The sequence below is a fragment of the Enterobacter cloacae complex sp. P38RS genome, assembly GCF_014930775.1.
Classification (GTDB): domain Bacteria; phylum Pseudomonadota; class Gammaproteobacteria; order Enterobacterales; family Enterobacteriaceae; genus Enterobacter; species Enterobacter bugandensis.
The window spans coordinates 48,766-72,639 of the sequence record NZ_JADBRS010000007.1 but is presented as its reverse complement, the minus strand read 5'-3'; the positions used below and the strand labels follow the sequence as shown (position 1 = coordinate 72,639).

Sequence of the window (23,874 nt, the reverse complement as noted above, 5' to 3'; positions counted from 1 at the left end):
TACTGCGGGCTTCCGTGGTTTGAGAAGAGAAAAAATATGAACGCGTTATTATACGGACTGGTGGTGATCATCTGGGGAACCACCTGGATTGCCATTTTCCTGCAGCAGGGTCCCGTACCCGCCCCCGTCTCTATTTTCTGGCGTTTCGCGGTGGCCAGCGCCACGATGATGGTGGTGTTACTTGCCCTGCGCCGGTTGCGTAAGCTGGCGCTGCGGGATCATCTGTTCTGCATGCTTCAGGGATGCTGCGTCTTCTGCTTTAATTTCTGGTGTTTTTATACCGCGGCGGCACACATCAACACCGGGCTGGAATCGGTGATCTTCTCCATGGCGGTGCTCTACAACGCTATTAACTGTTTTATTTTCTTTGGACAGCGCCCGCCCGCGCGTTTCTGGACGGCGGCGGCGCTGGGTCTTGTGGGGATCGTGACCCTTTTCTGGGACGACCTGCTGGCCAGCGGCTGGAGCGTATCGCTCCTGACGGGCATTGGCCTTTCCGCCCTCGGCACGTACGGCTTCTCGCTGGGCAATATGATCAGCATGCGCCATCAGCGCAGAGGTCTGGAAACCATGACCACCAACGCCTGGGCTATGCTTTACGGCACGCTGGTGATGGGGGGTATTGCGCTCTTCAGAGGCGACAGTTTTACCCCGGAATGGACGGTCACCTACATGGGCGCGCTGCTCTATCTGGCCCTCTTCGGCTCGGTGATTGCCTTTGGCGCCTACTTCACGCTGGTGGGACGTATCGGCCCCGGGAAAGCGGCCTACAGTACGCTGCTCTTCCCGCTGGTGGCGCTCTCTATCTCAACGGTGTATGAAGGCTACGTCTGGCACATCAACGGTATCGTCGGTTTGCTGCTGATTCTGGGCGGGAATATGGTGATGTTCACGAAACCAGAGACCTGGTTCAGGCGCCTGCGTACGGCGTAAAAAAAACGGCCTGCTCAATGCAGGCCGCTTAACGTTATTTCGCTGTTTTATGCACGTCAAACATGGTGGCGTCCGTCGCCATGTCGTCAACAACCTGCTTCAGCGTCGCAAAGGTCATCGGCGTACTTTCGTTATTCAGCTCTTTACCTTCACCTTTACGTACCACCTTCATCACCGGTTTATTGGTGGCCGCGTCGATCAGCTCACCTTCAAAATAGAGATGGGTATCCATGGTGCGATGGCCGGTAGCCATCTGCGTACCTGCTACCACCAGCGCGACCGGCACCACTTCATAGAACTGCAGGCCTTCTTTCTGCGAACTCACCCCGGTGATAGCACCGCGGAAAATCAGGCTGTGTTTACCCGGCGTGGTCACAATCGGCTTACGGGTACCAATAGCCGTTTTCATTTTGTTATTGGTGTAATCCAGCAGCTCATCAAGCGTTCTTTTACCAATCTGAGTGGTTGGTTTTGGCGCTGGATAATAGGTGATCGGCGTCCAGATAATGCTGTCATAGTTGGCTTCGTTATAGGAAGGGTCAACCCAACGCAGCGTTGGTTTACCCGTTGCAGACGTCGTCTGCTGCAAGCCGGAATAATCTTTTAAAAAGCCTGAATATTGTTCTGGAGCCGCGACTTTTGAAGAACAGCCCGCCACTGCCAATAAACCAGTAAGCACTGCAACTTTAAAAAAAGTTTGAGTACGCATGATAGTTTTCCATGTAATCTGCAAGTATGCATTTGAAGTTATAGCAAAAGTTCGGTGGGTTTGTTGTGACAAAAAATGACGTGGGGAGCACAAATTGCGAAAAGAATGCCCGGCAGCGTACCGGGCAGAGAAAATTACTGATTAATATCCACCTGCCAGAACAAATGTTTACCAAACGGATCGATTTCGTAACCTGTCACCTCTTTGCGCACCGGTTCGAAGATCGTTGAATGCGCAATCATGACCGCCGGCATCTGGTCATGCATGATCTGCTGCGCCTCTTTATACAGCGCTACGCGCTTGTCGCGATCGGTGGTTGATTTTGCTTCCGCGATAATTTTATCAAACGGCTTATAGCACCACTTCGCCGAATTCGAACCGCCGTTGGCCGAGGTGCAGGTAAACAGCGGGCCAAAGAAGTTGTCCGGATCGCCGGTGGCCGTCGTCCAGCCCATCAGCGCGGCCTGATGCTCTCCGCCCTTGACGCGTTTCAGGTACTCGCCCCATTCGTAGCTGACAATTTTGGTCTGCACGCCGATTTTCGCCCAGTCCGCCTGAATCATCTCCGCCATGCGTTTCGCATTCGGGTTATAGGGCCGCTGGACCGGCATCGCCCATAAATCAATGCTGACGCCGCTGGCAAAACCGGCCTCTTTCAGCAGCGCTTTCGCCTTCTCAGGATCGTAGTCGTAATCCTTAAGTTCGCTGTCGGCACTCCAGACGCCCGGCGGCAGCAGATTCTTCGCCACCGTTCCGGTACCGTGGAACACCGCGTCAATAATGGCCGGTTTGTTGATGGCCATCGCCAGCGCCTGACGGACCTTCACGTTATCCAGCGGCGGCTTCTGCGTGTTGAACGCCAGGAAGCCGGTATTCAGCCCCGCCTTGCTCATCAGGGTGATATCTTTGTTGGCCTTCATGCGCGGCAGATCGGCTGGGTTCGGGAACGGCATGACCTGACACTCGTTCTTTTCAATTTTGGCAAAACGTACGGAGGCATCCGGGGTAATGCTGAACACCAGCCTGTCCAGCTTTGATTTCCCCTGCCAGTAGTCGGCAAACGCCGTAAACAGAATGCGGGAATCCTTTTGATACTGCGCCAGCTTAAACGGCCCGGTGCCAATGGGCTGCATATCCACCTTCTCCGGCGTGCCCGCTTTCAACATTGCATCGGCATACTCCGCGGAGAGGATCGAGGCAAAATACCATGCCAGATCCGCAACAAACGGCGCTTCAGGGTGCGCCAGGGTAAAGCGCACCGTGTGGTCATCGACTTTATCAATAGCGGTAATCAGGCTGCCAAACTCCAGGCTTTCGAAGTTGGAATAGCTGCCGTTTGAGACGTTGTGATAGGGATGGTTCACGTCCTTCTGGCGCATAAACGAGAAGATCACGTCATCGGCGTTAAAATCGCGGGTCGGCGTGAAGAATTTATTGCTCTGAAACTTCACCCCTTTACGCAGATGGAAGGTATAAACCTTGCCGTCGTCGCTCACCTCCCAGCGCTCTGCCAGGCTCGGCACCAGCTCCGTGGTGCCGGGTTTGAAATCGACCAGCCGGTTGTAGACCGGCACTGCGCTGGCATCCACGCTGGTGCCCGAGGTGTATAACTGGGGATTAAAGTTTTCCGGTGACCCTTCGGAGCAATACACCAGCGTTTTCGCGGCTACGGTGGAACTGACCGTGAGCGCAGCGAGTGCCAGCGTTAACGTTGTGCGTTTGCTTGTCATCATTTATTCCTGTCTTTTTAATTCGACGGCTAATTAATTCTTTTGCCATTTCATAAATAACATTAAAGTGAAGTGGCAAACACCCGAAAAATAAATAAGGAAGAAAACACTATGGGCTCGCCGCTTTCCAGACAATTAACGCACCGTTTTTTCCGCTATCTTGCGATTACCAGCCAAAGCGATCCGAAAGTGAAAACTCTGCCCTCGACGCCGGGCCAGCAGGACATGGCGGGAGAGCTGGCACAGGAGCTGACACAGCTGGGGTTAGACGACATCGTGATTGACGAATTCGCGACCGTGACGGCAGTGAAAAAGGGCAACGTGCCCGGCGCGGCGCGCATCGGCTTTATTACCCACATTGATACGGTAGACGTCGGTTTATCACCGAATATTCATCCACAAATATTAACGTTTAATGGTGAAGATCTCTGTCTGAATAAGGAAAAAGACATCTGGCTGCGCGTGAACGAACACCCGGAAATTTTGGCTTATCCGAATGAGGAGATTATTTTCAGCGACGGTACCAGCGTATTGGGCGCAGACAATAAAGCGGCGGTGACGGTGGTAATGACCGTACTGGAAAACCTCACCGCTGCGCATCAGCATGGCGACATTGTGGTCGCGTTTGTGCCCGACGAAGAGATTGGCCTGAACGGCGCCAAGGCGTTGGATCTGAAACGCTTCGACGTGGACTTTGCCTGGACCATCGACTGCTGTGAGCTGGGAGAAATTGTTTACGAGAATTTTAACGCGGCAGCGGCAGAGATCCACTTCACCGGCGTGACGGCGCACCCGATGTCCGCCAAAGGGGTACTGGTGAACCCGTTATTGATGGCGACCGACTTCATCAGCCATTTCGACCGCCAGCAAACCCCGGAGTGCACCGAGGGCCGCGAGGGCTATATCTGGTTTAACGGCATTCAGGCCGGACAGAACGATGCCGTGCTAAAGGCTAATATTCGCGATTTTGATAAAACCAGCTTTGACGCCCGCAAGCAGCAGATTGCGGACGTCGCAGCGCTGATTGCCGCCCAACACCCGACGGCGAAGGTCGACTATCGCATTGAAGATACCTACAGCAACATCAGCAATGCGATTGGTGAAGACCGGCGCGCCATCGACCTGATGTTTGAGGCGATGGAATCGCTCGGCATCACCCCAAAACCGATCCCTATGCGCGGCGGCACGGACGGTGCGGCGCTGTCGGCAAAAGGGCTACTCACCCCGAACTTCTTCACCGGCGCGCATAATTTCCACTCGAAGTTTGAGTTCCTGCCGCTGTCGTCGTTCGAGGCGTCTTACAAGACTGCCCTGCAGATCTGCCTGCTGGCCGCCCGTTAAGCGGGCTTGCGCGCCAGCATGGTGGCAAAGCGCAGCTTGATGCGATTGCCGTTTTCATCGGTGCGGTGCAGTTCGCCAACCTCTTCGTTGTATTTGAGCAGCTCCCAGCCTTCGTAGTAGCTGCTCAGCTCACCGCTTTTGAACGCAAACGGGAAGCCGACGGTGCACGGGTAATCCGCCGTGTCCATCGCGGCAACGATCAGGTTGTAGCCGCCGGGTTTGGTGCAGCGCTGCATGTTGGCGATAAGGCCCGGAATGGTTTTCGCCTCCAGGAACATCAGCACCACGGTGGAGAGAATAAAGTCGTACTCGCCGTCAAAGCTCAGGCTGTTAAGATCTTTGACGGCAGTGTGCAGATTCTCAATCCCTTCTGCCGCCTTGATGCGCTCAATGTTATCAACGCTCATCGGGTTTTTATCCCAGGCGGTCACCTCGTGGCCGTTGGCCGCCAGGTAAAGGCTGTTGCGGCCATTTCCGCAGCCCAGATCCAATGTCTTGCCGGGCTTTACGATCCCCGCGCTGTACAGCACCTCTGAATGCGTACGGGTTAAGCCATATTTCTCTGTGAAGTAATTTTCATCGACAGCCATTATTTTTCCTCAGATTGCATAAGCAGTGCCTTATCAGTGCGCATCAGAAGTTTGCCCTGAATCAGCAGAATAAACGTACGGACCAACAGCATCCCAATGATGAGATTGGTAAAGATAAACAGCGGCACGGCAATGGCGTGGAAGAATCCAGACGAACTGCCGTGACCCAAATGCAGCCCGGTGGTAGCCAGAGCCGACACGCCAAACGAGAAACTCCAGAAGGAGGCGTTAAACGGCTGAGACACATACCACGGCAGCAGGCGCAGCATAAAGAGCAACTGCAACAGGCCGTAGCCGAACAGCATTTTGGCGAAGGTGTCGGCTTCCCCACCGTTGACGCTAAACCAGGCGCTGCACGCCACCAGCGCGGGCGCCAGCTGAATGCCTAAAGCGGTGCGCTGCGCGGTGGGAAGCTCCCCGGCGCTGCGAAGACGCTGGAGGATCACCGGCTCCAGGCTGAGCCAGGAAAAGACGCCCGCGCCGAGAAAAACGAGCCCTGCATCGTTAAACCCCAGAGCACCGCACGCCATCGCGCTGATGAAATTATTCGCCACCGTCGGCAGATACAATCCGGGCGTGGTGGCCTCCTGCGGGTGCCTGCCTCGCCAGAGACCGGCGCTTTGCCAGGCGGAATAAGCAAGCTGTAACACCACGCCCACGCCGAACAGCCCCAGCGATACCGGGCGGAACCAGGGCACAAAACCGATGGCGACCAGCATGGTGGTGGCAGGAAAAAGGCTGACGAAGCTGCTCATTACCGGGTGGCGCATCTCTGCCAGCACGCTGTACGGGAAACGGATCGCACGGGTAATAAACGCCGTCGTCAGTAAAAACCAGCAGGCAACTGCGAGAGCGACCAGAATCTCACCCGGCCAGCGCGTCACCGGCCACAGGGTGCTGGCGTATCGCCAGGCGAAACCCATGCCGATGATGCCCAGCACCATGCCAAAATAGCCGGCGGGAAGGTTAAGCGCCTGTTCAGGTTTATTTAATTTATCCATTAATTTGAATTTTTAAAATGTATTTTAAATGCCATTTTAAGGGGTTTCAGCAACGGATGCCAGCACAACGGAAAGCCAAAAGTTTGCTACGTTTAGTGAAGACGCATATCAGGGACCCCACGATGAATAAGTATCGGCTCAGCGATGAAACCCGGCTCTGGCAATGGAAAAATGGCGAAACATCCCACTCAACGACGCTGCGGCAGATTATCGCTACGGTGGACTTTAACGATGTGAAGGCCGGCACGAAAGGCGGCTGGATTGACGATGAGCGCGCCCTTGCGCAGGACGGAGACTGCTGGATCTACGATGAAAACAGCGTGGTATTCGCTGGCGCAACCGTGTCCGGCAACGCGCGCCTGACCCTGCCGTGCACCGTCAGCCATGACGCGCATATCGGCGATAACTGCTGGCTTGACGCCGCAGAGGTCAGCCACGGAGCGCGAATAAGTGACAACGTCACTATTCAGCACTCCTGCGTGCGGGGTGAGTGCCATCTCTACGGCGATGCGCGCGTGCTGCACAACAGCGTCATCATTGCCGCTAAAGGCCTCACGCCGGACCACGACCAGATCCTGCAAATCTACGGCAAGGCGACGGTAAGCCGATCGCGCATTGTGCATCAGGCACAAATATACGGCGAGGCGATGGTGAATAACGCGTTTGTTGAGCACCGCGCCGAAGTGTTCGACTGTGCGATCCTCGAAGGTAACGAACTCAACAACGTCTGGGTGTGCGACTGCGCCAAAGTGTACGGCAACGCCCGCGTGATAGCCGGTTTCGACGATGACGCCATCCCTACCCTGCGCTACAGCTCTCAGATTGCCGAGAACGCCGTGGTGGAAGGAAACTGCATCATCAAGCACCACGTCCTGATCGGCGGTCAGGCATGGCTGCGCGGCGGGCCGATCATGCTGGATGATAAAGTGGTGATTCAGGGACGCGCGCGGATCAGCGGCGACGTGCTGATTGAGCATCGGGTAGAAATCACCGACGATGCGGTGATAGAGGCCTTTGCTGGTGAGAGCATTCACCTGCGCGGTGAAAAGGTGATCAACGGCGACCAGCGCATCACCCGCACGCCGCTGCTGGGGGCGCTATAGGGTATAAATTTTGCCGTAGATGTTCACATCGTCGTAGGCGCCATTGAGGTATTCCGCTTCCCGCAGGCACCCTTCCAGCGTAAAACCGTTGCGCAGGGCCACGCTGTTGCTGTGCTGATTCGCCACCCGACACTTGATCACAAATCGGCGGATCTCACCGCGCTCAGCGTAGTAGCGCATAAACGCCTGCAGCGACTGCGAGAGGATCCCCTGCCCCTGGTGCGCTTCATCCAGCCAGTAGCCGATGTACGCGGCTTTGTTGGCAGGCTCAATCGCATTAAACGACAGTACGCCGACCAGCGCATCCTCCCTGAAGATCAAAAACATTTTGGCGTAGCCGCGCTGGTGCAGCATCTGGTTACTCTGCACGTTGCGTCGGGTGTCATCTTCAGTCCCCACGTGCTGCGCCCAGTCAAAGGCGGTTTGCAGATAGGCCCTGTTTTTGACGACGAGGTTATGCAGTTCGGCGGTGTAGCGCTCTTCGACGGCGCGAAGCTCGAGAGCGTCAGATACGGGAATAGTTTCGGATTGTGTTGCGGTCATTGCCCCTCACCCTAACCCTCTCCCACAGGGAGAGGGAATCGATCGTTAACGCATTACCCGGTCATCAACGTAATGACGTTTATCCGGCGCTGGCGGGAAATACTGATACAGCCAGGTTTCGCTGATGGCATCGCCCTGGCAGCGCAGGAACAGGCGCATATCCACCGGCTCCGTCGAATCCGACGTTGGGTACCAGTCAAACAGAATGCGATACCCGTCAAACGGCTCAACGTAAAGGATCTCAACCTGCTTCGCTTCACCGCTGGAGAGCGTAATCACCGGCTCGATGCCCTTCGGCGCGGCGGCCTTCAGGTCGCCGCCGACGAAATCAATCGCAAAGCGACGGGCCCACACTTTCGGATAGTGTTCGCCCGGCGCCCAGCCCTCAGGGAATCCGCCCATGCCGGTGCGGGTCGCGTAAACGTTGGCCAGCGGGGAACGCACCGGCGGCTGCGCGCTCCAGTAGAGACGATATTTAAAGTCCAGCTCGTCGCCCGCTTTCACCGGTTTTTCCGGCTGCCAGAAGCAGACCACGTTATCCAGCGTTTCACCGGTGGTTGGGATCTCCATCAGCGCGATAGATCCTTTCCCCCAGTCGTTGCGCGGCTCAACCCACAGGCTCGGGCGCTTGTTATACCAGCCCATCACGTCCTGATAGTGGGAGAAATCGCGATCGAGCTGCAGCAGGCCGAACCCTTTCGGGTTTTTGTCCAGATAGGCATTAAACTGCAGCTTCTGCGGGTTATTGAGCGGACGGCAGATCCACTCCCCGTTGCCGCGCCACATTGCCAGGCGGTCGGAGTCGTGGATTTGCGGGTGAATGGTGTCGCACATGCGGCGTTCGTTGTTGCCGCAACTGAACATGCTGGTCATCGGCGCGATGCCCAGCTGCTTAATGTCCTTACGCGCGTAGAGATGGTTTTCCACCTCCATGATCACCTGGCTCTTCTCGCAGTGGATCACGAATTTATAGGCACCGGTGACGCTCGGGCTGTCCAGCAGCGTATAGACGGTAAAGGTGGTATCGCCAGGCTTGACGGTTTCAAACCAGAAGGAGGTGAAGTCCGGGAACTCTTCCGGGGTGTCGGTAAAGGTATCTACCGCCAGACCGCGCGCGGAAAGCCCGTACTGGTAGGTGTCGTCCACCGCGCGGAAATAGCTCGCCCCGAGGAAAGAGACGATATCGCGGCGCGCCAGCTCAGGCGCTTTAAAGGCGCGGAAGCCCGCAAAGCCGAGATCGCTTTGCCCTTCCAGCTGTTTGGTATCGACACCCGTGTCACCGTAGCTGAACAGCTCAGGGCGGAAGTGGATCTCGCGCGCCATAGAGGTAGACTGGTCCAGCGAGAACATCCGCACACGGCGGCGGAACCCCATTCCCATGTGGAAGAACTGCACGTCCAGCTGACGCCCTTCAATGTTGTTCCACAGAGACTGTTTTTCATCGTAGCGGATGGCGTTATACGCCTGCGGCGTCATGGTCGCCAGCGTCTCCGGCAGCGGACGCGGCGCGCCACCCCACGGGGTTTTCGCCAGGTCATGCGCCATGGATTGCAGTACGGAGAAGTCAAACCGACGGCTCTGACCGTCAGCGATGTCAGAGTCAGCCGCATATGCCGCTTTGGAAAACAGGGAAGCAAGGCCGGAGGTGCCGCTCAGGGCTGCCACAGCCAGCGAGCCTTTTAGAAAACGTCTGCGATTCATGCCTGGAAAAACGTCCTTATGGTCGTGTGAATGTGTTTCGCGCTCGGCGAAATGACGGCAAGAAAGAACGCACAGCCTAAACAAAAATGGTTAAGAATCCAATTGTTGGCCGGTGATTATATGAACAAAGTGAGAAATATTTTCTGTCGACCAGAACGGCCCGAAAGTGGTGTAAAGAAAGCCTGGAAAATGTGTAGAAAAATGCCCCGTCAGGACATCAGCTGACGGGGCCAATGAGGCGGTTATTTTACGCTGACATCGATACCCGGGAAGTACTTATCAGCGAGTTTGGCGATCGTGCCGTCGGCACGTACTTTATCAATGGCGGCATCAAGCTGCTTTTTGGTGGCCTCGTCACCTTTGCGCAACCCAAAGCCGATCCCACTGCCGAGGATTGTGTCGTCAGACACCGGTTTGCCGATGAAGCCAAACCCTTTTCCCTGCGGCTTGCTGAGGAAACCCGCCTGCCCGGCCGCGGACATGACCAGCGAGGCGTCAATGCGGCCATTCAGCAGGTCACCCCAGGCCATATTCTGATCTTTATACGACACCACGGTGACACCCTGCTTTTCCCAGTGCTCTTTGGCATAGGTTTCCTGAATAGACCCCTGCAGCACGCCGATGGTTTTCCCCTTCAGCCCTTCAGGCGTTGCTTCGACCGCCGTACCGGCCTTGCCCACCAGCTGAGACGGAATGCGGTAGATCGGCTGGGTAAAATCGATGCTCTTGCGGCGCTGCTCGGTAATGTTCATCGCCGAGTTGATGGCGTCAAACTTCTTCGCCACCAGCCCCGGGATCAGCGCGTCAAACGAGGTTTCGACCCAGCTGCACTTCAGCGCTGCCGCTTTGCAGATGGCATTTCCCAGCTCAACGTCAAACCCTTCCAGTTCGCCTGCCGCATTACGGCTTTCAAACGGCGGATATTCCGCTTCCAGACCGTAGCGCAGCTCGGTGGCCGCGAAGGAGGAAAAGGTACATAGCAATCCCATGCCGACAACTAACGCGCGTAATTTCATTTCAAACTCCTCAGAGCCTATCCCAGTAGGCGTAATTGTTGAAGACAGTTTGGAACCGGACAGCGCACAGAAACCGGAACGTACATGTAGTACGTGAGGATTTCGAGCACTGCCCGGTGCCAAAATGGCGAATAAAATAGCCTAATGGGATAGGCTCAGCGTGGTTTAACCTGACACAGGGCTTGAGCACCTGCCCGTAACGTCGCCTCATCTTTCGCAAAAGAGAGACGAATCAATTTATTATCCGTGCCGTCGGCATAAAACGCCGACAGCGGAATGGTGGCAACACCGTACTCAACAATCAGCCGCTTCACCAGCTCGCTGTCGCGCTCGTCGCTAAACTGGCTGTAGTCCGCCAGCATAAAGAACGACCCGGCGCTCGGAAGCAGGGTAAACGGCGAATCGGCCAGCAGGCCGTGCAGCAGATCGCGCTTACGCTGGTAAAACGCCGACAGCGACAGCCAGGTTTGCGGATCGGTCATGTGTTCTGCAAACGCGTATTGCATTGGCGTATCGGCAGAGAACATCAAAAATTGATGGACTTTACATATCTCGTCCATCAGCTCTGCGGGCGCCACACAATAACCCACGCGCCAGCCGGTGACGTGATAGGTTTTTCCGAAAGAAGAAATAATCACGCTACGCTCCGCCAGCTGCGGGTGCGTGGCCATCCCGTGGTGCGGTTCCCCATCAAACACGACGTGTTCATACACTTCGTCAGACAAAATAATGATGTCGGTATTGTGCGTCAGCGCCGCCAGCTGCTGCAGGTCATTAGCGGAGAAAACCTGGCCGCTCGGGTTGTGCGGCGTATTGATGATGATCATGCGCGTGCGCGGGGTGATTGCCGCACGGACTTCATCCCAGTTGACGGCAAAATCCGGCACCGTGAGCTTGATGGCGACAGGCGTTGCTCCCTGAAGACGGACGATGGGCGCGTAGCTGTCAAACGACGGCTCAAAGTAGATCACCTCATCGCCAGGGTGCACCAGCCCGCTTATCGCCGAATAGAGCCCTTCGCTGGCGCTGGCGGTGACCAGCACCTCGCTGGCAGGGTTATACTGCGTGCCGTAGAGCGCGGCAATCTTATCGGCGATGCGTTCTTTGAGCGGCTGCAGGCCGGTCATCGACGCATACTGGTTATGCCCTGCCTCCATCGCGCGGGTAACGCCGGCGATCAGCTTCGGGTCGCAGGAAAAATTCGGTGCCCCCTGAGAAAGGTTGATGGCGTTATGCTGGGCCGAAAGCTGGCCGATAACGGTAAAAATGGTGGTCCCCACGTCTGGCAGCTTGGAGCGCGTTTGCACCGGCGTTCGTAAAGTCATCCTCTTTCCCCTCTCATGGATATTGCATAACTATTCAAACAACAACTCCGTTGCCGGGACAATCGAATTGTTGTCATAATAGCCATGAGAAAAATGCATAGCTGAGGTGTTTCAATGTCACGCCGTTCGCTCCCGCTCAATGCCATCGACGCATTTTTAGTCACCGCGCGTCATCTGAATCTTACCCACGCCGCCGCGGAACTCTGCCTGACGCAGGGGGCCGTGAGCCGTAAGATTGCCTCCCTTGAAGCCTGGTTTGGCTTTCCGCTGTTTGAGCGCCACGCGCGCGGGTTGCGCCTCTCCCCTCAGGGCAGCGCCCTGCTTCCCGAACTGCAGTCCTCCTTCGAACAACTGCTGAGCGTGGCCGACCAGGCCCGCAGCCAGCACACGGTGATCCGCCTCAAGGCCCCCACCTGCGCGATGCGCTGGCTGGTGCCGCGCCTGCTGGAAGTGGAGCGCGAACAGCCGGATCTGCAGATCGCGCTCACCACCACGACCGATCATAACGTCAATTTCAAAACCGAATCTTACGATGCTGCCATCGTCTTCGGCACGCACATGAGCGCAGGCGATCTGCTGTTCGAAGAGGCGCTGACGCCGGTGTTCAGCCCCGTGCGAGCGGGTGCCGCGCTGGGTTCGCTGACGTTTCTTCATCCGACAAGGGATAAGACAGACTGGTCACTGTGGCTGGCGAATCAGGAAGGTCCGGGCTTTGCTATGCACAAAAATCAACACTTCGATACGATGGATCTCGCCATTACCGCCGCCATTCAGGGGCTGGGCGTAGCCATTGCCGACGAAACGCTGGTGGCAGAAGATATCCGCGCCGGAAGGCTAATGCGGCCCTATGAGACCAGCATTAAAACCGGCGCGAGCTACCGGCTGGTGCTGCGCGAAACGCCTTATCAGGAGAATGGTCTGGCGGCGTTTCGCGCCTGTTTGCTTAATCGAGGCTGACGTGGTGCTTCATTACGCGCTTGAAGAGGCTCATGCGGGCGCGCATAAAGCGGTTTTCAAGCCTGAAACCTGCATGTTTATTCACACCAATACGTAACAGCACGTCCCGCCCTTTGCGGCAGGCGGGCCAGCGCGTCGGCCCGTGAAGGCTGTCATGCGTTCCGGCATCGCGCGCAAAGCTCACCCAGTAATCAGCCACCTGGGCGGCAAACGCCAGATCCCGTTCGTTAACGTACTGGCGCGAAGGCTCCACCTGCCCGAGGGTATCGAACGCGTACGGCACCTCATTGCCGTGCCAGGCACCGTTGATATAGGTGGGGTGTTCCGCTTCGGCCACATAGTCAAACCAGTAGCGCCAGCAAAGCCCGCCGACGCGCTGCTGGGCCTGCATCACCACGTAGCCCATAGTGGTGAAGGCCATGTCGCGGCACACCTGCCTGCCGAGCTCCTCGTCGCCCTTCACGCCCGGATAAAGCAGCTTGATGAGCCCCAGCCCGAAGCGGCGCTCCCGGCGAAGCTTCTGGATCTGCCCGGCGAGATCGACACCAAACACCGCCATCACGCTGGCTTCATCGCTGTTGGAGCCAATCATCACCGGCACGGGATGCTGGCGGGCGGCGAAAAAGACGTCCAGCATCGCCTCCGGCAGAACGCAATCCCCAACGATAGGGGCCGGGGCGACGTTCAGCGGCGCGGTCAGCGGCCAGAACGCCTCGGGCGGGATCGCGCGCAGCTGCTCTGCCGTCGCATTTTCCAGCCCGAAGTGGGCGGCCAGCGCTTCCCCTTTTTGCAGGGCCTGCGCGCGCGGCGTATCCGGCAAAGTGTACCCGCTTTGCACTATCGCCTTATGGAATAGTCCTTTCGCCAGCGGCGAGGCCAGCAGCGACAGCACGCTGCGCGCGCCGGCGGATTCACCAAACAGGGTCACGTTATTCGGGTCGCCACCAAACGCGGCAATATTATCCCGCACCCATTCGAGCGCGGCCATCTGGTCAAGCAGGGCAAAATTATGCACCACCCGCTCCTCTTCCCCTTCCAGAGCGGGATGGGCGAAGAAGCCGAGATGGCCGAGACGGTAGTTAATCGTGACGACAACCACCCCGCGGGATGCCAGGGCTTTGCCGTTATACGGCGGCAGGCTTCCGGCGCCGATCGTAAACCCGCCGCCGTGCAGCCAGACCATGACCGGCAGCGGCCCGGTACGGTCGATAGGGGACCAGACGTTCAGATAGAGGCAGTCTTCAGAAAACTGGCCGGGATCGCCCCCGCCCAGCTCCTGACAATATTCACTGCTTTGCCAGCTTGAGGGCGAAAAGTCGGTAGCTGCACGCACGCCATCCCAGCGTTCCGGCGGCCGGGGTGAGCGCCAGCGCCAGTCGCCAACGGGCGGTGCGGCATAGGGAATACCGCGCCAGAGGTGAACGTTTTCATCGGTTAAACCAGACAGTGCGCCCTGGCGCGTTTCAACCACAGGGGCGGAAGGATTTTGCATAACGACCTTATTTTTTCCATCACACCCCTGAAGAGTAACGATTTCAGAGCAAACCGCAACGCTGTTTGCTGCGCTTTTCCGCCTCCTCGTAGAGCGTAAATTCGTCATACACCGGGCAGCCGAGTGCGGCTTCAAACGCATTGCGGCTGGCATTTCCGTGGCTGCGCGCCTGGGTTTCATTCCCGAGATTGGACTGGAAAATCCCCGCCGCGCTGACCGGAAGGAAATCTTCGTAAATTATCGGCTGGGCCACCACCCACCCGCGCTCGATCAGCGGCTGCGGGTCATCCCCCGGACGAAACGCGTGACGATGGGCCTCTCCCGCCGGGGTCAGGCGATAGCGAAAATACGCCAGCTCCTGACGGCGCAGGAACATTTCGCTGTCCGGGAAGGCGCTGAAAATCTCCCGCAAATGCAGCTGGTGCGTGAGGTTATCTTTTCCGGTTCCGGCCTGGGCCAGCAGGCTATCGTACAGTTCACGGCCTTTCGGGGTCAGTGCCACGCCGCGCTGTTCAATTTCACCGAAGCGCGCAGTGTGGGTGCCTTTATGTTCCCCGGCGAAAAGCACCGGCTCTTCGAGGGCTTTAAAGCTGGTCTGACGCAGCAGGATCGGCACTTCACGACGCGGCGGCCCTTCGATCAGAATTTTGGGCTCAATCCCGTACTTCGGCATCAGCTCCTGCACTCGGTCAATGTCCAGCGTGCGCGGCGTGAGGTGGTTGATATGGCACCCCGGGAAGCAGACCACGTCAGCTATCAGGCGGTGCTCGTTACTCAACGCCAGGTAGGTCTCCTGGTCGACCGTTGCATGACGGTGCCAGCGGAAGGTTTCTAACGCTTCCTGCACAAACTCGTGCGCCTGCGCTTCGGTAAAGTGCCCTTCCGACTCATGGAGGTCAATAAGTTCCAGACAGCGCGGCGTAAAGATGTTCCGCTGAGAGAGAATTTCTGCCGCCCGCTCGCGTAACGCCACGTTTTCAATCAGCTCAAGGCGCAGCAGTGAGGTAAATATACGAAACGGATTGCGGCACAGCGCCGCATCGTCAACCGGACGAAACGCCGTTGAGTGGACCGGTACCCCCGCCTGAGAAAGATCGTAATAGCTGACCGGGAACATGCCCATGATGGCAAACATACGACGCAGGGTGGAAAGCTCTTGTGCCGTACCGACGCGGATCGCCCCGTGACGCTCCACGTTCAGGCGTGCCAGCTCGTCGGCGTTCGCCAGTTGTTCATGTAATAGTGGATTATTTTCCAGAACCGCCAGGTTTACGTCCGCGACCAGCTCAAGCAAGGTGCCGTACTGCGGAACTTCCTGCTGGTACATCGCCGACATAGCCTGCGAAAAATGTTCCCGAATATCATCAGCCGTGATGGTGTTCGCCATGATGTCATGCCTCCAGTGAATATTACCTGGAGTGTAGAGAAGGCCGTTCCTTCCGGGGGGAAGAATTTCTGATTTGTGATCTTAAGACGCCAGTGGTTAAACCGTGTGCTACCGACCCCTGTCAGCCACCTCGTCATCTTTTTCCAGGATTTTCCTTATGATTCGTAGCGGCTATTTTTTCTAGCCCTTAAGGGGTAATTTTCTCCTAATCACCGCTTGCAAATTATTCGTTTTTGCTAAGTCATTATTATTGGCCTCAACCTTCCGCTTTTTAAATGAAACTTAGGACTAATCCGATCATTTGTTTACAAGTCCTTCCCACACTTCCATATTTCTAAACCAAGCGAAGCGCAAACACAGCAATAATTAAATATAACGCAACCGCTAAAGGCGAAACGAATTTGACGTATGCCTCACAGCGACTAGAGTTATTACTCGAACGACGAGTGATACGGAATATTTTCGTATCGTACTGACATAACCAATATATGACTATGAGGTTAAATATGGCAGAGCATCGTGGTGGTTCCGGTAATTTCGCTGAAGACCGTGAAAAAGCATCAGAAGCTGGACGTAAAGGCGGCCAGCACAGCGGTGGTAATTTCAAAAACGATCCGCAACGCGCATCTGAAGCGGGTAAGAAAGGGGGACAGAACAGTCACGGCGGAGGCCGTAAATCTGATAATTCCTGATCTTATTTAGTACTATTTTAATAAAACCTGAGAGCATGCTGCGGGCTGAAAAGCTCGCAGTACCCTTTCCTTATTTTACCGGAGCGTAATTATTATGAATATGAAAAGTGTTGAGGATGTGTTTATTCATCTTCTGTCCGATACCTACAGCGCTGAAAAACAACTTACCCGAGCGTTAAGCAAACTCGCTCGCGCCGCCTCCAGCGAGAAGCTGAGCGCCGCCTTCACCGCGCACCTGGAGGAGACGCAGGGTCAGATTGAACGTATTGACCAGATCGTCGAACAGGAAGACGGTATTAAGCTCAAGCGCATGAAGTGCGTGGCAATGGAAGGCTTAATTGAAGAAGCCAACGAAGTTATCGAAAGTACGGAAAAAAATGAAGTGCGTGATGCCGCGTTAATTGCCGCTGCGCAAAAAGTGGAGCATTACGAAATAGCCAGCTACGGTACCCTTGCGACCCTCGCAGAACAACTGGGCTACAAAAAAGCCGTTAAACTTCTTGCCGAAACGCTGGAAGAAGAGAAAGAGACCGACCTTAAACTCACCGACCTGGCCGTTGGCAATATTAACCAAAAAGCGCAGAAATGACGCGATAAGACAGGTTAAATAAAATGAGCATCAGTCCCAGGACAATTAAACGGTGCCATTTAGCGGCAGCAATAATATGGTTCATTCTCGCTATCCCTTCCGTAATATGGTGGAAGAATAGCGTCCTATGGGTCATTATCATCAGCATTTACGCCAATATTGTCGGCCACTTATCTGGCTACAGTGCCGCACGTGCCGATCAGGCTGCTGAAAGTGAGACCAAATAAGCGAACCCCTAATGAGGATACAATGATGAATCACGTAGAACACTACCATGACTGGCTACGCGATGCCCATGCAATGGAAAAGCAAGCCGAATCTATGCTGGAATCCATGGCCAGCCGTATTGATAATTATCCTGATGTTCGCGCCAGAATTGAGCAACATATTAATGAGACAAAACGGCAAATTACATTGCTGGAGGAAATCCTCGACCGTAATGATATTTCTCGTTCGGTCTTAAAAGACTCGATGAGCAAAATGGCGGCCCTGGGTCAATCCATCGGCGGTATGTTCCCGTCCGATGAGATCGTTAAGGGCTCGATCAGCGGCTATGTCTTCGAACAGTTTGAAATCGCCTGCTACACCTCCCTGCTCGCTGCGGCGAAAAAAGCGGGCGATACCGCCTCTGTGCCTGCCATTGAGACGATCCTCGCAGAAGAGCGCGAAATGGCCGACTGGCTGATTCGCCATATCCCGCAAACGACGGAACAGTTCCTGCTGCGTTCAGACGCAGACGGTGTCGAAGCGAAAAAATAATCCACAGGAGAGTGCCTATGTTTCGACACGTCAAACAGCTGCAATATACGGTTCGCGTCGCCGAACCCAACCCCGGTCTTGCTAATCTTTTACTGGAACAGTTTGGCGGGCCGCAGGGCGAACTGGCTGCCGCCTGCCGTTACTTCACTCAGGGCCTGAGCGATGACGATCCGGGCCGCAAGGATATGCTGATGGATATCGCCACCGAGGAGCTAAGCCACCTCGAAATCATCGGTACGCTGGTTGGTATGCTGAACAAAGGTGCCAAAGGCGCGCTGGCGGAAGGGGTGGAAAATGAGGCTGAACTGTATCGGTCCATGACCGAAAACGGTAACGACAGCCACATCACCTCTCTGCTCTACGGCGGCGGTACCCCGCTCACTAACTCGGCGGGCGTGCCCTGGACGGCAGCCTACGTCGATACCATCGGCGAGCCGACGGCAGATCTGCGCTCGAACGTGGCGGCAGAGGCCAGGGCGAAAATCATCTATGAACGGCTGATTAACGTCACTGACGATCCCGGAGTGAAGGATGCGCTGGCGTTTCTGATGACGCGTGAGGCGGCGCATCAGCTCTCCTTTGAGAAAGCGCTGCAGTCCATTCGTAATAATTTCCCGCCGGGAAAACTGCCGCCAATCGAGGAATTCACCAACAAGTACTACAATATGTCTGAAGGTGGAGAGGTTCGCGGAAGCTGGAACAGCGATAAGCACTTTGATTACGTTGAGTCCCCCCAGCCTGCGGTTGATGGCGGAGACGGTAGCGCCAGTGTGACGCTAACAGCTGAACAGGCAACCCTGGTTAAGGCGATGTCTGCCCGCACCAAGTCCGATCCCCATTCCGACCCGCTGACCGGTGCCGAGCTGGGTGCCGGAAAGAGTAAACCGTAATCGGTTTTGCCGGGCATCCTGACCTGCCCGGCAATTCTCGTGCCCCATCGCTTCAGAGGTACGGACCATGTTCGAACTTGATGCATTTCATCTCGCCAGAATTCAGTTCGCTTTTACCGTCTCGTTTCACATTCTTTTCCCGGCGATCACCATCGGTCTTGCCAGCTATCTGGTCGTGCTTGAAGGCATGTGGCTGCGCACCAAAAACGACGTCTGGCGCTCGCTGTACCACTTCTGGCTCAAGATATTTGCCGTTAACTTCGGGATGGGTGTCGTTTCCGGGCTAGTCATGGCGTATCAGTTCGGCACCAACTGGAGCGGGTTCTCCCAGTTCGCAGGCAGTATTACCGGTCCCCTGCTGACCTACGAGGTGTTAACCGCCTTCTTCCTGGAAGCTGGCTTTCTTGGCGTAATGATGTTCGGCTGGAACAAGGTCGGCCCTGGGCTGCACTTCTTTTCAACCTGCATGGTGGCGCTCGGCACGCTGATGTCGACCTTCTGGATCCTCGCCTCAAACAGCTGGATGCACACCCCGCAGGGTTTTACTATCGAGAACGGGCAGGTCATTCCGCAGGACTGGCTGGCGATTATCTTTAACCCCTCCTTCCCTTACCGCCTGATTCATATGGCCATCGCCGCATTTCTGAGCAGCGCGCTGTTTGTCGGCGCGTCGGGCGCATGGCACCTGCTGCGCGGTAACGATACCCCTGCCATACGCACCATGTTCTCCATGGCGATGTGGATGGCGCTGCTGGTTGCCCCCATTCAGGCCGTCGTGGGCGATATGCACGGCCTTAACACGCTTGAGCATCAGCCAGCCAAAATTGCCGCCATAGAGGGGCACTGGGAAAATCCGCCCGGCGAGGCCACGCCGTTGCTGCTGTTTGGCCTGCCCGATATGGACGAGGAGCGCACCAAATACGGTCTTGAAATCCCCGCGCTCGGCAGCCTTATCCTGACGCACAGCCTCGATAAGCAGGTTCCGGCGCTGAAGGACTTCCCGAAAGAGGATCGCCCAAACTCGACCATCGTCTTCTGGTCGTTTCGCATCATGGTCGGAATGGGCCTGCTGATGATTACCCTCGGTCTGGTCAGCCTCTGGCTACGCTATCGCCACCGGCTCTACCACTCGCGTCCGTTCCAGTGGTTTGCCCTCTGCATGGGGCCCGCGGGTCTGGTGGCGCTGCTCGCCGGCTGGGTGACCACCGAAGTGGGCCGCCAGCCGTGGGTGGTTTACGGTTATCTGCGCACGATTGACGCGGTCTCCCTGCACAGCACCCTGCAGATGAGCATCAGCCTGCTGGCGTTCTTCGTTGTCTACTCGTCGGTGTTTGGCGTGGGCTATGTGTACCTCATCCGGCTGATTAAGAAAGGCCCGCAGCCCGTCGATACGCTGACGTCAAACACGTCGGGCACCCCCGCCCGTCCACTGTCTGCCGCGGAGTCTGTTCCGGAACAGGAGAGAAACTGATGGGCGTCGATATCTCTGTTATCTGGTTTGCCATCATCGTCTTTGCCACGCTGATGTACATCATTATGGATGGCTTTGATTTGGGCATCGGCCTGCTGTTTAACTTCGTGGGCGATGCGAAAGAGCGCGATGTGATGGTCAACAGCGTAGCGCCCGTATGGGACGGCAACGAGACCTGGCTGGTGCTCGGCGGCGCGGGGCTGTTCGGCGCGTTCCCGCTGGCTTACGCGGTGATCATTGATGCGCTCACTATCCCCCTCACCGCGATGCTGATCGGCCTCATCTTTCGCGGCGTCGCCTTTGAGTTTCGTTTTAAAGCGACGCCTTCGCACCGCAAGTTCTGGGACTACTCCTTCGCCGGTGGCTCTCTGCTCGCCACCTTCAGCCAGGGGATCGTCGTGGGGGCGGTAATCAACGGCTTTGAGGTTGAGGGCAGACGCTTTGTGGGCTCGCCGCTTGACTGGCTGACGCCCTTTAACCTTTTCTGCGGTATCGGCCTGGTGGTCGCCTACACGCTGCTGGGCACCACCTGGCTTATCATGAAAAGTGAAGGTACCCTGCAACGCCGCATGCGCGAGCTAACCCGCCACGTGCTGCTGGCCCTGATGGTGGTGATCGCGGTGGTCAGCGTCTGGACGCCGCTCGGCTGGCAGTACGTGGCCGACCGTTGGTTTACCTTGCCCAACTTCTTCTGGTTCCTGCCGGTTCCCCTGCTGGTAGGCCTGTTTAGCGTGCTGATCTGGCGGCTGACCCGCAACCCGGCCAGCCACTCGCGTCCCTTCCTGCTGACGCTGGGGCTGATCTTCCTCGGATTTAGCGGCCTGGGTATCAGCCTGTGGCCAAACATAATTCCGCCGCGCATCACCCTGTGGGAAGCCGCGGCGCCCCCCGCCAGCCAGCTGTTTATGCTGGTCGGAACCCTGCTGATAATTCCGGTGATTCTGGTGTACACCGCCTGGAGCTACTACGTCTTCCGGGGCAAAGTTTCGGATACTGAAGGCTATCACTGAGGAACGCTATGACGGACTGGCATACACGGGCCATTATCTACCAGATTGACACCGCGCTTTTTTACGATATGAACGGCGATGGCTGCGGGGACATCGCCGGGATCGCGGCCAAGCTGCGCTATATTCGCCGCATGGGGGCGACGGTTATCTGGATCACCCCGTTTTACCTCACGCCCTTTCTCGATGAGGGCTACGACGTCAGCGACCATCTGCAGGTGGACCCCCGCTTCGGAAAACTGGCCGATATCATCGCTTTTATCGAACAGGCCCGGGAGCTGGGCATGCAGGTTATTATTGAGCTGCTGATCCAGCACACCTCGGACGCCCATCCCTGGTTCCAGCAGGCCCGCCGCAGCCCCGCCTCGCCCTATCGCGATTACTATATCTGGTCGGATAACGACGACGACGATACGCCCCCCATGTTTCCCGGCGTGGAAAAGAGCGTCTGGAGCTGGGACGACGAGGCGGGACAGTATTACCGGCACATGTTCTACCGCCACGAGCCGGACCTGAACCTGACCTCGCCCGCCGTGCTTAAGGAGATTGAGAATATTATCCTCTTCTGGCTCAAACTGGGGGTATCGGGATTTCGGCTGGATGCCGCATCACACCTCACGAAGCAGGCGGGCAGCGGTGACGAGGAAAAGGGCCTGTGGATCCTGGAGCACATGCGCCGTCTTATCGAGCAGCGTAATCCGGACGCGATCCTGCTCGGCGAAGTGGACGTAGACGTTGAGGTTTATAAAGACTATTTCGGCAATAACGACCGCCTGCATCTGGTGCTCAACTTCTGGCTCAACAAGTATTTCTACGTCAGCCTGGCCAGAAAAAGCGCCCGCCCGCTGCGCAACGCGGTGAAGAAGATGATCGTCCCGCCAGATTCATGCTGTTTTGCCAACTGGCTGCGCAACCATGACGAGCTGGATCTGGAAGGGATTAGCCAGAAAGATAAACAGTTCGTGCTCGACACCTTCGCCCCTGACGAGGAGATGAACGTCTATCAGCGTGGGATCCGCCGACGTCTGGCTCCGATGTTGAATGGCGATCCAAAGCGGCTGGCGTTCTGCCACGCGGTGCTCTTTTCACTGCCGGGCGTCCCGGTGATGCGCTACGGGGATGAGATCGGCATGGGTGACGACCTTGAACTGGAGGAGCGCTACGCCGTTCGCACCCCAATGCAGTGGGCGGGTTCACAGGGCGGCGGGTTTTCGGCAGCCGATCCTGAAAAATTTATTGCGCCGATAATCGACCACGGGCCCTACCGCTATCAGAAAATCAACGTCGCCGATTCGCTGCTCCACCGCAACTCGCTCCTGCACCGGATTATTGATATTGCCAATACCCGCTCGGAGTTCCCCGAAATTGCCGTGGCGCCCTTTCGCCTCATCACCCTCAATCATGACGCGGTGCTGGGGATCTATTACGAGACCGACGAGCGCAGCATTCTGACCTTCGTAAACTTCAGCGACCAGCCGGTGCAGTTCACCGCCAGAGGGATCCGCAACGCCACCTGGACCGCCTGCCTCGCGGACAAACGCTACGACGACGCGCTGGTTTGCGGCAAAACCGTCGAACTCAGTATTGGCGCCTACGGCTACCGCTGGTTCTGGACGCACCGCAGCGCGCTGCGCTGATTAGCGTTTCCGGCAGGTTATCAGACGCGTCAGCATAATCCCCGCCACCGCGAGGGCCCCCAGCGCCACCTTGCCCGGCATACCGGAGGTGACGGAAGTAGCGCGGTTCTTCGCTTCGTCGGTAAAACGACCATGGATTTTGTGCAGGTCGTCAATCGGCTGGTCGAGATAGTCCCGCCGATCCGCTGCGTTCAGATCGTCGGTCATCTGGCCTTCCCAGGCTTTTTTTACCATCAGACGGTCAAGGTAGCCCGGAAAGAAGAATTGCCCGACGATGGACTGGATAGTGCTGCTGCCCACCCACAGCTCGCGCACCGGTTTCTGCGCAACCTTAAAGATGGCGCTGGCGGCCACTTCAGGCTCAAAGACCGGCGGCACCGGTCGCATCGCCCAGGCGAACTTATTCCTTGCCCATTCGAACTGCGGCGTATTGAGCCCCGGCATCTGCACCATGGAAAGCTGAACCCGGCTATTCTCGTGCATCAGCTCCGTGCGCACCGCATCGGTGAACCCGCGGATCGCCGCTTTGGCCCCGCAGTAGGCCGACTGCAAAGGGATGGAACGGTAGGCCAGCGCGGACCCCACCTGAATAATCACCCCCCTGTCGCGGGGCACCATTAGCTCCAGCGCGGCGCGGGTGCCGTTAACAAATCCGAGATAGGTAACATCTGTCACGCGACGAAACTCATCCGGCGTCAGGGTACGAAACGGCGCCAGCACGGCCCCCATCGCATTGTTGACCCAGACATCAATCGCCCCGAGGCGATACTCGATCTCGTTAGCCGCATCTACCACCGCCTGGCTGTCGGCGACGTCCGCCTGCACCGCGTGGGCATTGACGCCGAAGCGGTGCAGCTCTTCCTGGGTGGAGTGCAGGCTGGCTTCATCGCGGGCGATAAGCCCCACATCGTAACCTGCCTTTGCAAATTTCAGCGCCGTGGCTTTTCCCACGCCCGCCGTCCCGCCGGTAATCACTATGACCGCCATAGAACCTCCGCGTG

At 56.8% G+C, this 23,874-nt stretch carries 23 protein-coding genes; 12 read left to right on the top strand and 11 right to left on the bottom strand.

Annotated features, from left to right (window positions below; all coding sequences use genetic code 11):
• Positions 1-36: 36 nt before the first annotated feature.
• Complete coding sequence (locus IM303_RS11430) at positions 37-933, top strand: DMT family transporter (RefSeq protein WP_047365193.1); 897 nt, start codon at positions 37-39, stop codon at positions 931-933.
• A gap of 34 nt (positions 934-967) precedes the next feature.
• Here IM303_RS11430 and IM303_RS11425 read toward each other — a convergent pair whose 3' ends face one another.
• Positions 968-1,642 (bottom strand): DUF3313 domain-containing protein, encoded by a 675-nt coding sequence (locus IM303_RS11425; RefSeq protein ID WP_041910029.1) that lies wholly within the window; start codon positions 1,640-1,642, stop codon positions 968-970.
• 134 nt (positions 1,643-1,776) lie between these two features.
• Positions 1,777-3,372: an ABC transporter substrate-binding protein gene (locus IM303_RS11420; RefSeq protein ID WP_193359985.1), complete on the bottom strand. Its 1,596-nt coding sequence runs from the start codon at positions 3,370-3,372 to the stop codon at positions 1,777-1,779.
• Positions 3,373-3,483: 111 nt separating this feature from the next.
• Between IM303_RS11420 and pepT the strand changes: the two genes are divergently transcribed.
• Positions 3,484-4,713 carry a peptidase T gene (gene pepT, locus IM303_RS11415; protein WP_193359925.1) on the top strand — a complete coding sequence of 410 codons (1,230 nt, stop codon included), beginning with the start codon at positions 3,484-3,486 and terminating at the stop codon, positions 4,711-4,713.
• Here the strand turns inward: pepT and tehB are convergent.
• Positions 4,710-5,303 (bottom strand): tellurite resistance methyltransferase TehB, encoded by a 594-nt coding sequence (tehB, locus tag IM303_RS11410; protein WP_028013116.1) that lies wholly within the window; start codon positions 5,301-5,303, stop codon positions 4,710-4,712. The genes pepT and tehB overlap by 4 nt on opposite strands.
• Positions 5,303-6,304 carry a dicarboxylate transporter/tellurite-resistance protein TehA gene (gene tehA, locus IM303_RS11405; protein WP_193359924.1) on the bottom strand — a complete coding sequence of 334 codons (1,002 nt, stop codon included), beginning with the start codon at positions 6,302-6,304 and terminating at the stop codon, positions 5,303-5,305. The genes tehB and tehA overlap by 1 nt, the downstream gene beginning before the upstream one ends.
• A 122-nt stretch (positions 6,305-6,426) precedes the next feature.
• Here tehA and ydcK point away from each other — a divergent pair, with 122 nt between their 5' ends.
• Complete coding sequence (gene ydcK, locus IM303_RS11400) at positions 6,427-7,407, top strand: YdcK family protein (RefSeq protein WP_048958177.1); 981 nt, start codon at positions 6,427-6,429, stop codon at positions 7,405-7,407.
• Here the strand turns inward: ydcK and rimL are convergent.
• From rimL to IM303_RS11380, 4 genes are all read right to left on the bottom strand, one after another.
• Positions 7,402-7,950 (bottom strand): 50S ribosomal protein L7/L12-serine acetyltransferase, encoded by a 549-nt coding sequence (rimL, locus tag IM303_RS11395; RefSeq protein WP_045260491.1) that lies wholly within the window; start codon positions 7,948-7,950, stop codon positions 7,402-7,404. The genes ydcK and rimL overlap by 6 nt on opposite strands.
• Positions 7,951-7,995: 45 nt before the next feature.
• A complete protein-coding gene (locus IM303_RS11390) occupies positions 7,996-9,651 on the bottom strand; it encodes a glucan biosynthesis protein D (protein ID WP_045260490.1) in 1,656 nt (551 codons plus the stop codon).
• 242 nt (positions 9,652-9,893) lie between these two features.
• On the bottom strand, positions 9,894-10,667 hold the full coding sequence (locus IM303_RS11385) for a transporter substrate-binding domain-containing protein (RefSeq protein WP_025756391.1): 774 nt from the start codon (positions 10,665-10,667) through the stop codon (positions 9,894-9,896).
• Between the two features lie 155 nt (positions 10,668-10,822).
• A complete protein-coding gene (locus IM303_RS11380) occupies positions 10,823-11,992 on the bottom strand; it encodes a pyridoxal phosphate-dependent aminotransferase (RefSeq protein WP_193359923.1) in 1,170 nt (389 codons plus the stop codon).
• A 114-nt stretch (positions 11,993-12,106) separates the two neighbouring features.
• Between IM303_RS11380 and IM303_RS11375 the strand changes: the two genes are divergently transcribed.
• A complete protein-coding gene (locus IM303_RS11375) occupies positions 12,107-12,949 on the top strand; it encodes a LysR family transcriptional regulator (RefSeq protein ID WP_193359922.1) in 843 nt (280 codons plus the stop codon).
• Here IM303_RS11375 and IM303_RS11370 read toward each other — a convergent pair.
• Both IM303_RS11370 and IM303_RS11365 read right to left on the bottom strand, forming a co-directional pair.
• A complete protein-coding gene (locus tag IM303_RS11370; protein WP_193359921.1) occupies positions 12,936-14,441 on the bottom strand; it encodes a carboxylesterase/lipase family protein in 1,506 nt (501 codons plus the stop codon). The two genes, IM303_RS11375 and IM303_RS11370, sit on opposite strands and share 14 nt — an antisense overlap.
• Positions 14,442-14,484: 43 nt before the next feature.
• Entirely contained in the window at positions 14,485-15,828 is a 1,344-nt protein-coding gene (locus tag IM303_RS11365) for a VOC family protein (RefSeq protein WP_193359920.1), read from the bottom strand.
• Positions 15,829-16,334: 506 nt separating this feature from the next.
• On the opposite strand from IM303_RS11365, the gene IM303_RS11360 reads away from it, so the two are divergent.
• The 8 genes from IM303_RS11360 (at position 16,335) to IM303_RS11325 (ending at position 22,873) form a co-directional block, all read left to right on the top strand.
• Positions 16,335-16,520: a general stress protein gene (locus tag IM303_RS11360; protein WP_004150795.1), complete on the top strand. Its 186-nt coding sequence runs from the start codon at positions 16,335-16,337 to the stop codon at positions 16,518-16,520.
• A gap of 94 nt (positions 16,521-16,614) precedes the next feature.
• Positions 16,615-17,109, top strand: a complete 495-nt coding sequence (locus IM303_RS11355) for a ferritin-like domain-containing protein (protein WP_008502272.1) — start codon at positions 16,615-16,617, stop codon at positions 17,107-17,109.
• A gap of 23 nt (positions 17,110-17,132) precedes the next feature.
• Positions 17,133-17,336 carry a hypothetical protein gene (locus IM303_RS11350; RefSeq protein ID WP_008502273.1) on the top strand — a complete coding sequence of 68 codons (204 nt, stop codon included), beginning with the start codon at positions 17,133-17,135 and terminating at the stop codon, positions 17,334-17,336.
• A gap of 25 nt (positions 17,337-17,361) precedes the next feature.
• Complete coding sequence (locus IM303_RS11345; protein ID WP_028013107.1) at positions 17,362-17,868, top strand: ferritin-like domain-containing protein; 507 nt, start codon at positions 17,362-17,364, stop codon at positions 17,866-17,868.
• A gap of 17 nt (positions 17,869-17,885) precedes the next feature.
• Entirely contained in the window at positions 17,886-18,758 is an 873-nt protein-coding gene (locus tag IM303_RS11340; protein ID WP_028013106.1) for a manganese catalase family protein, read from the top strand.
• Positions 18,759-18,825: 67 nt separating this feature from the next.
• Positions 18,826-20,229: a cytochrome ubiquinol oxidase subunit I gene (locus IM303_RS11335; protein ID WP_028013105.1), complete on the top strand. Its 1,404-nt coding sequence runs from the start codon at positions 18,826-18,828 to the stop codon at positions 20,227-20,229.
• On the top strand, positions 20,229-21,239 hold the full coding sequence (cydB, locus tag IM303_RS11330) for a cytochrome d ubiquinol oxidase subunit II (protein WP_193359919.1): 1,011 nt from the start codon (positions 20,229-20,231) through the stop codon (positions 21,237-21,239). The genes IM303_RS11335 and cydB overlap by 1 nt, the downstream gene beginning before the upstream one ends.
• An 8-nt stretch (positions 21,240-21,247) precedes the next feature.
• Positions 21,248-22,873: an alpha-amylase family protein gene (locus tag IM303_RS11325; RefSeq protein ID WP_048999540.1), complete on the top strand. Its 1,626-nt coding sequence runs from the start codon at positions 21,248-21,250 to the stop codon at positions 22,871-22,873.
• On the opposite strand, the gene IM303_RS11320 is transcribed toward IM303_RS11325, so the two are convergent.
• The gene (locus IM303_RS11320; RefSeq protein WP_192971051.1) at positions 22,874-23,860 is read right to left on the bottom strand and encodes an SDR family oxidoreductase; all 987 of its coding nucleotides are present in this window, start codon (positions 23,858-23,860) and stop codon (positions 22,874-22,876) included. It lies immediately after the preceding gene.
• Positions 23,861-23,874 lie beyond the last annotated feature (14 nt).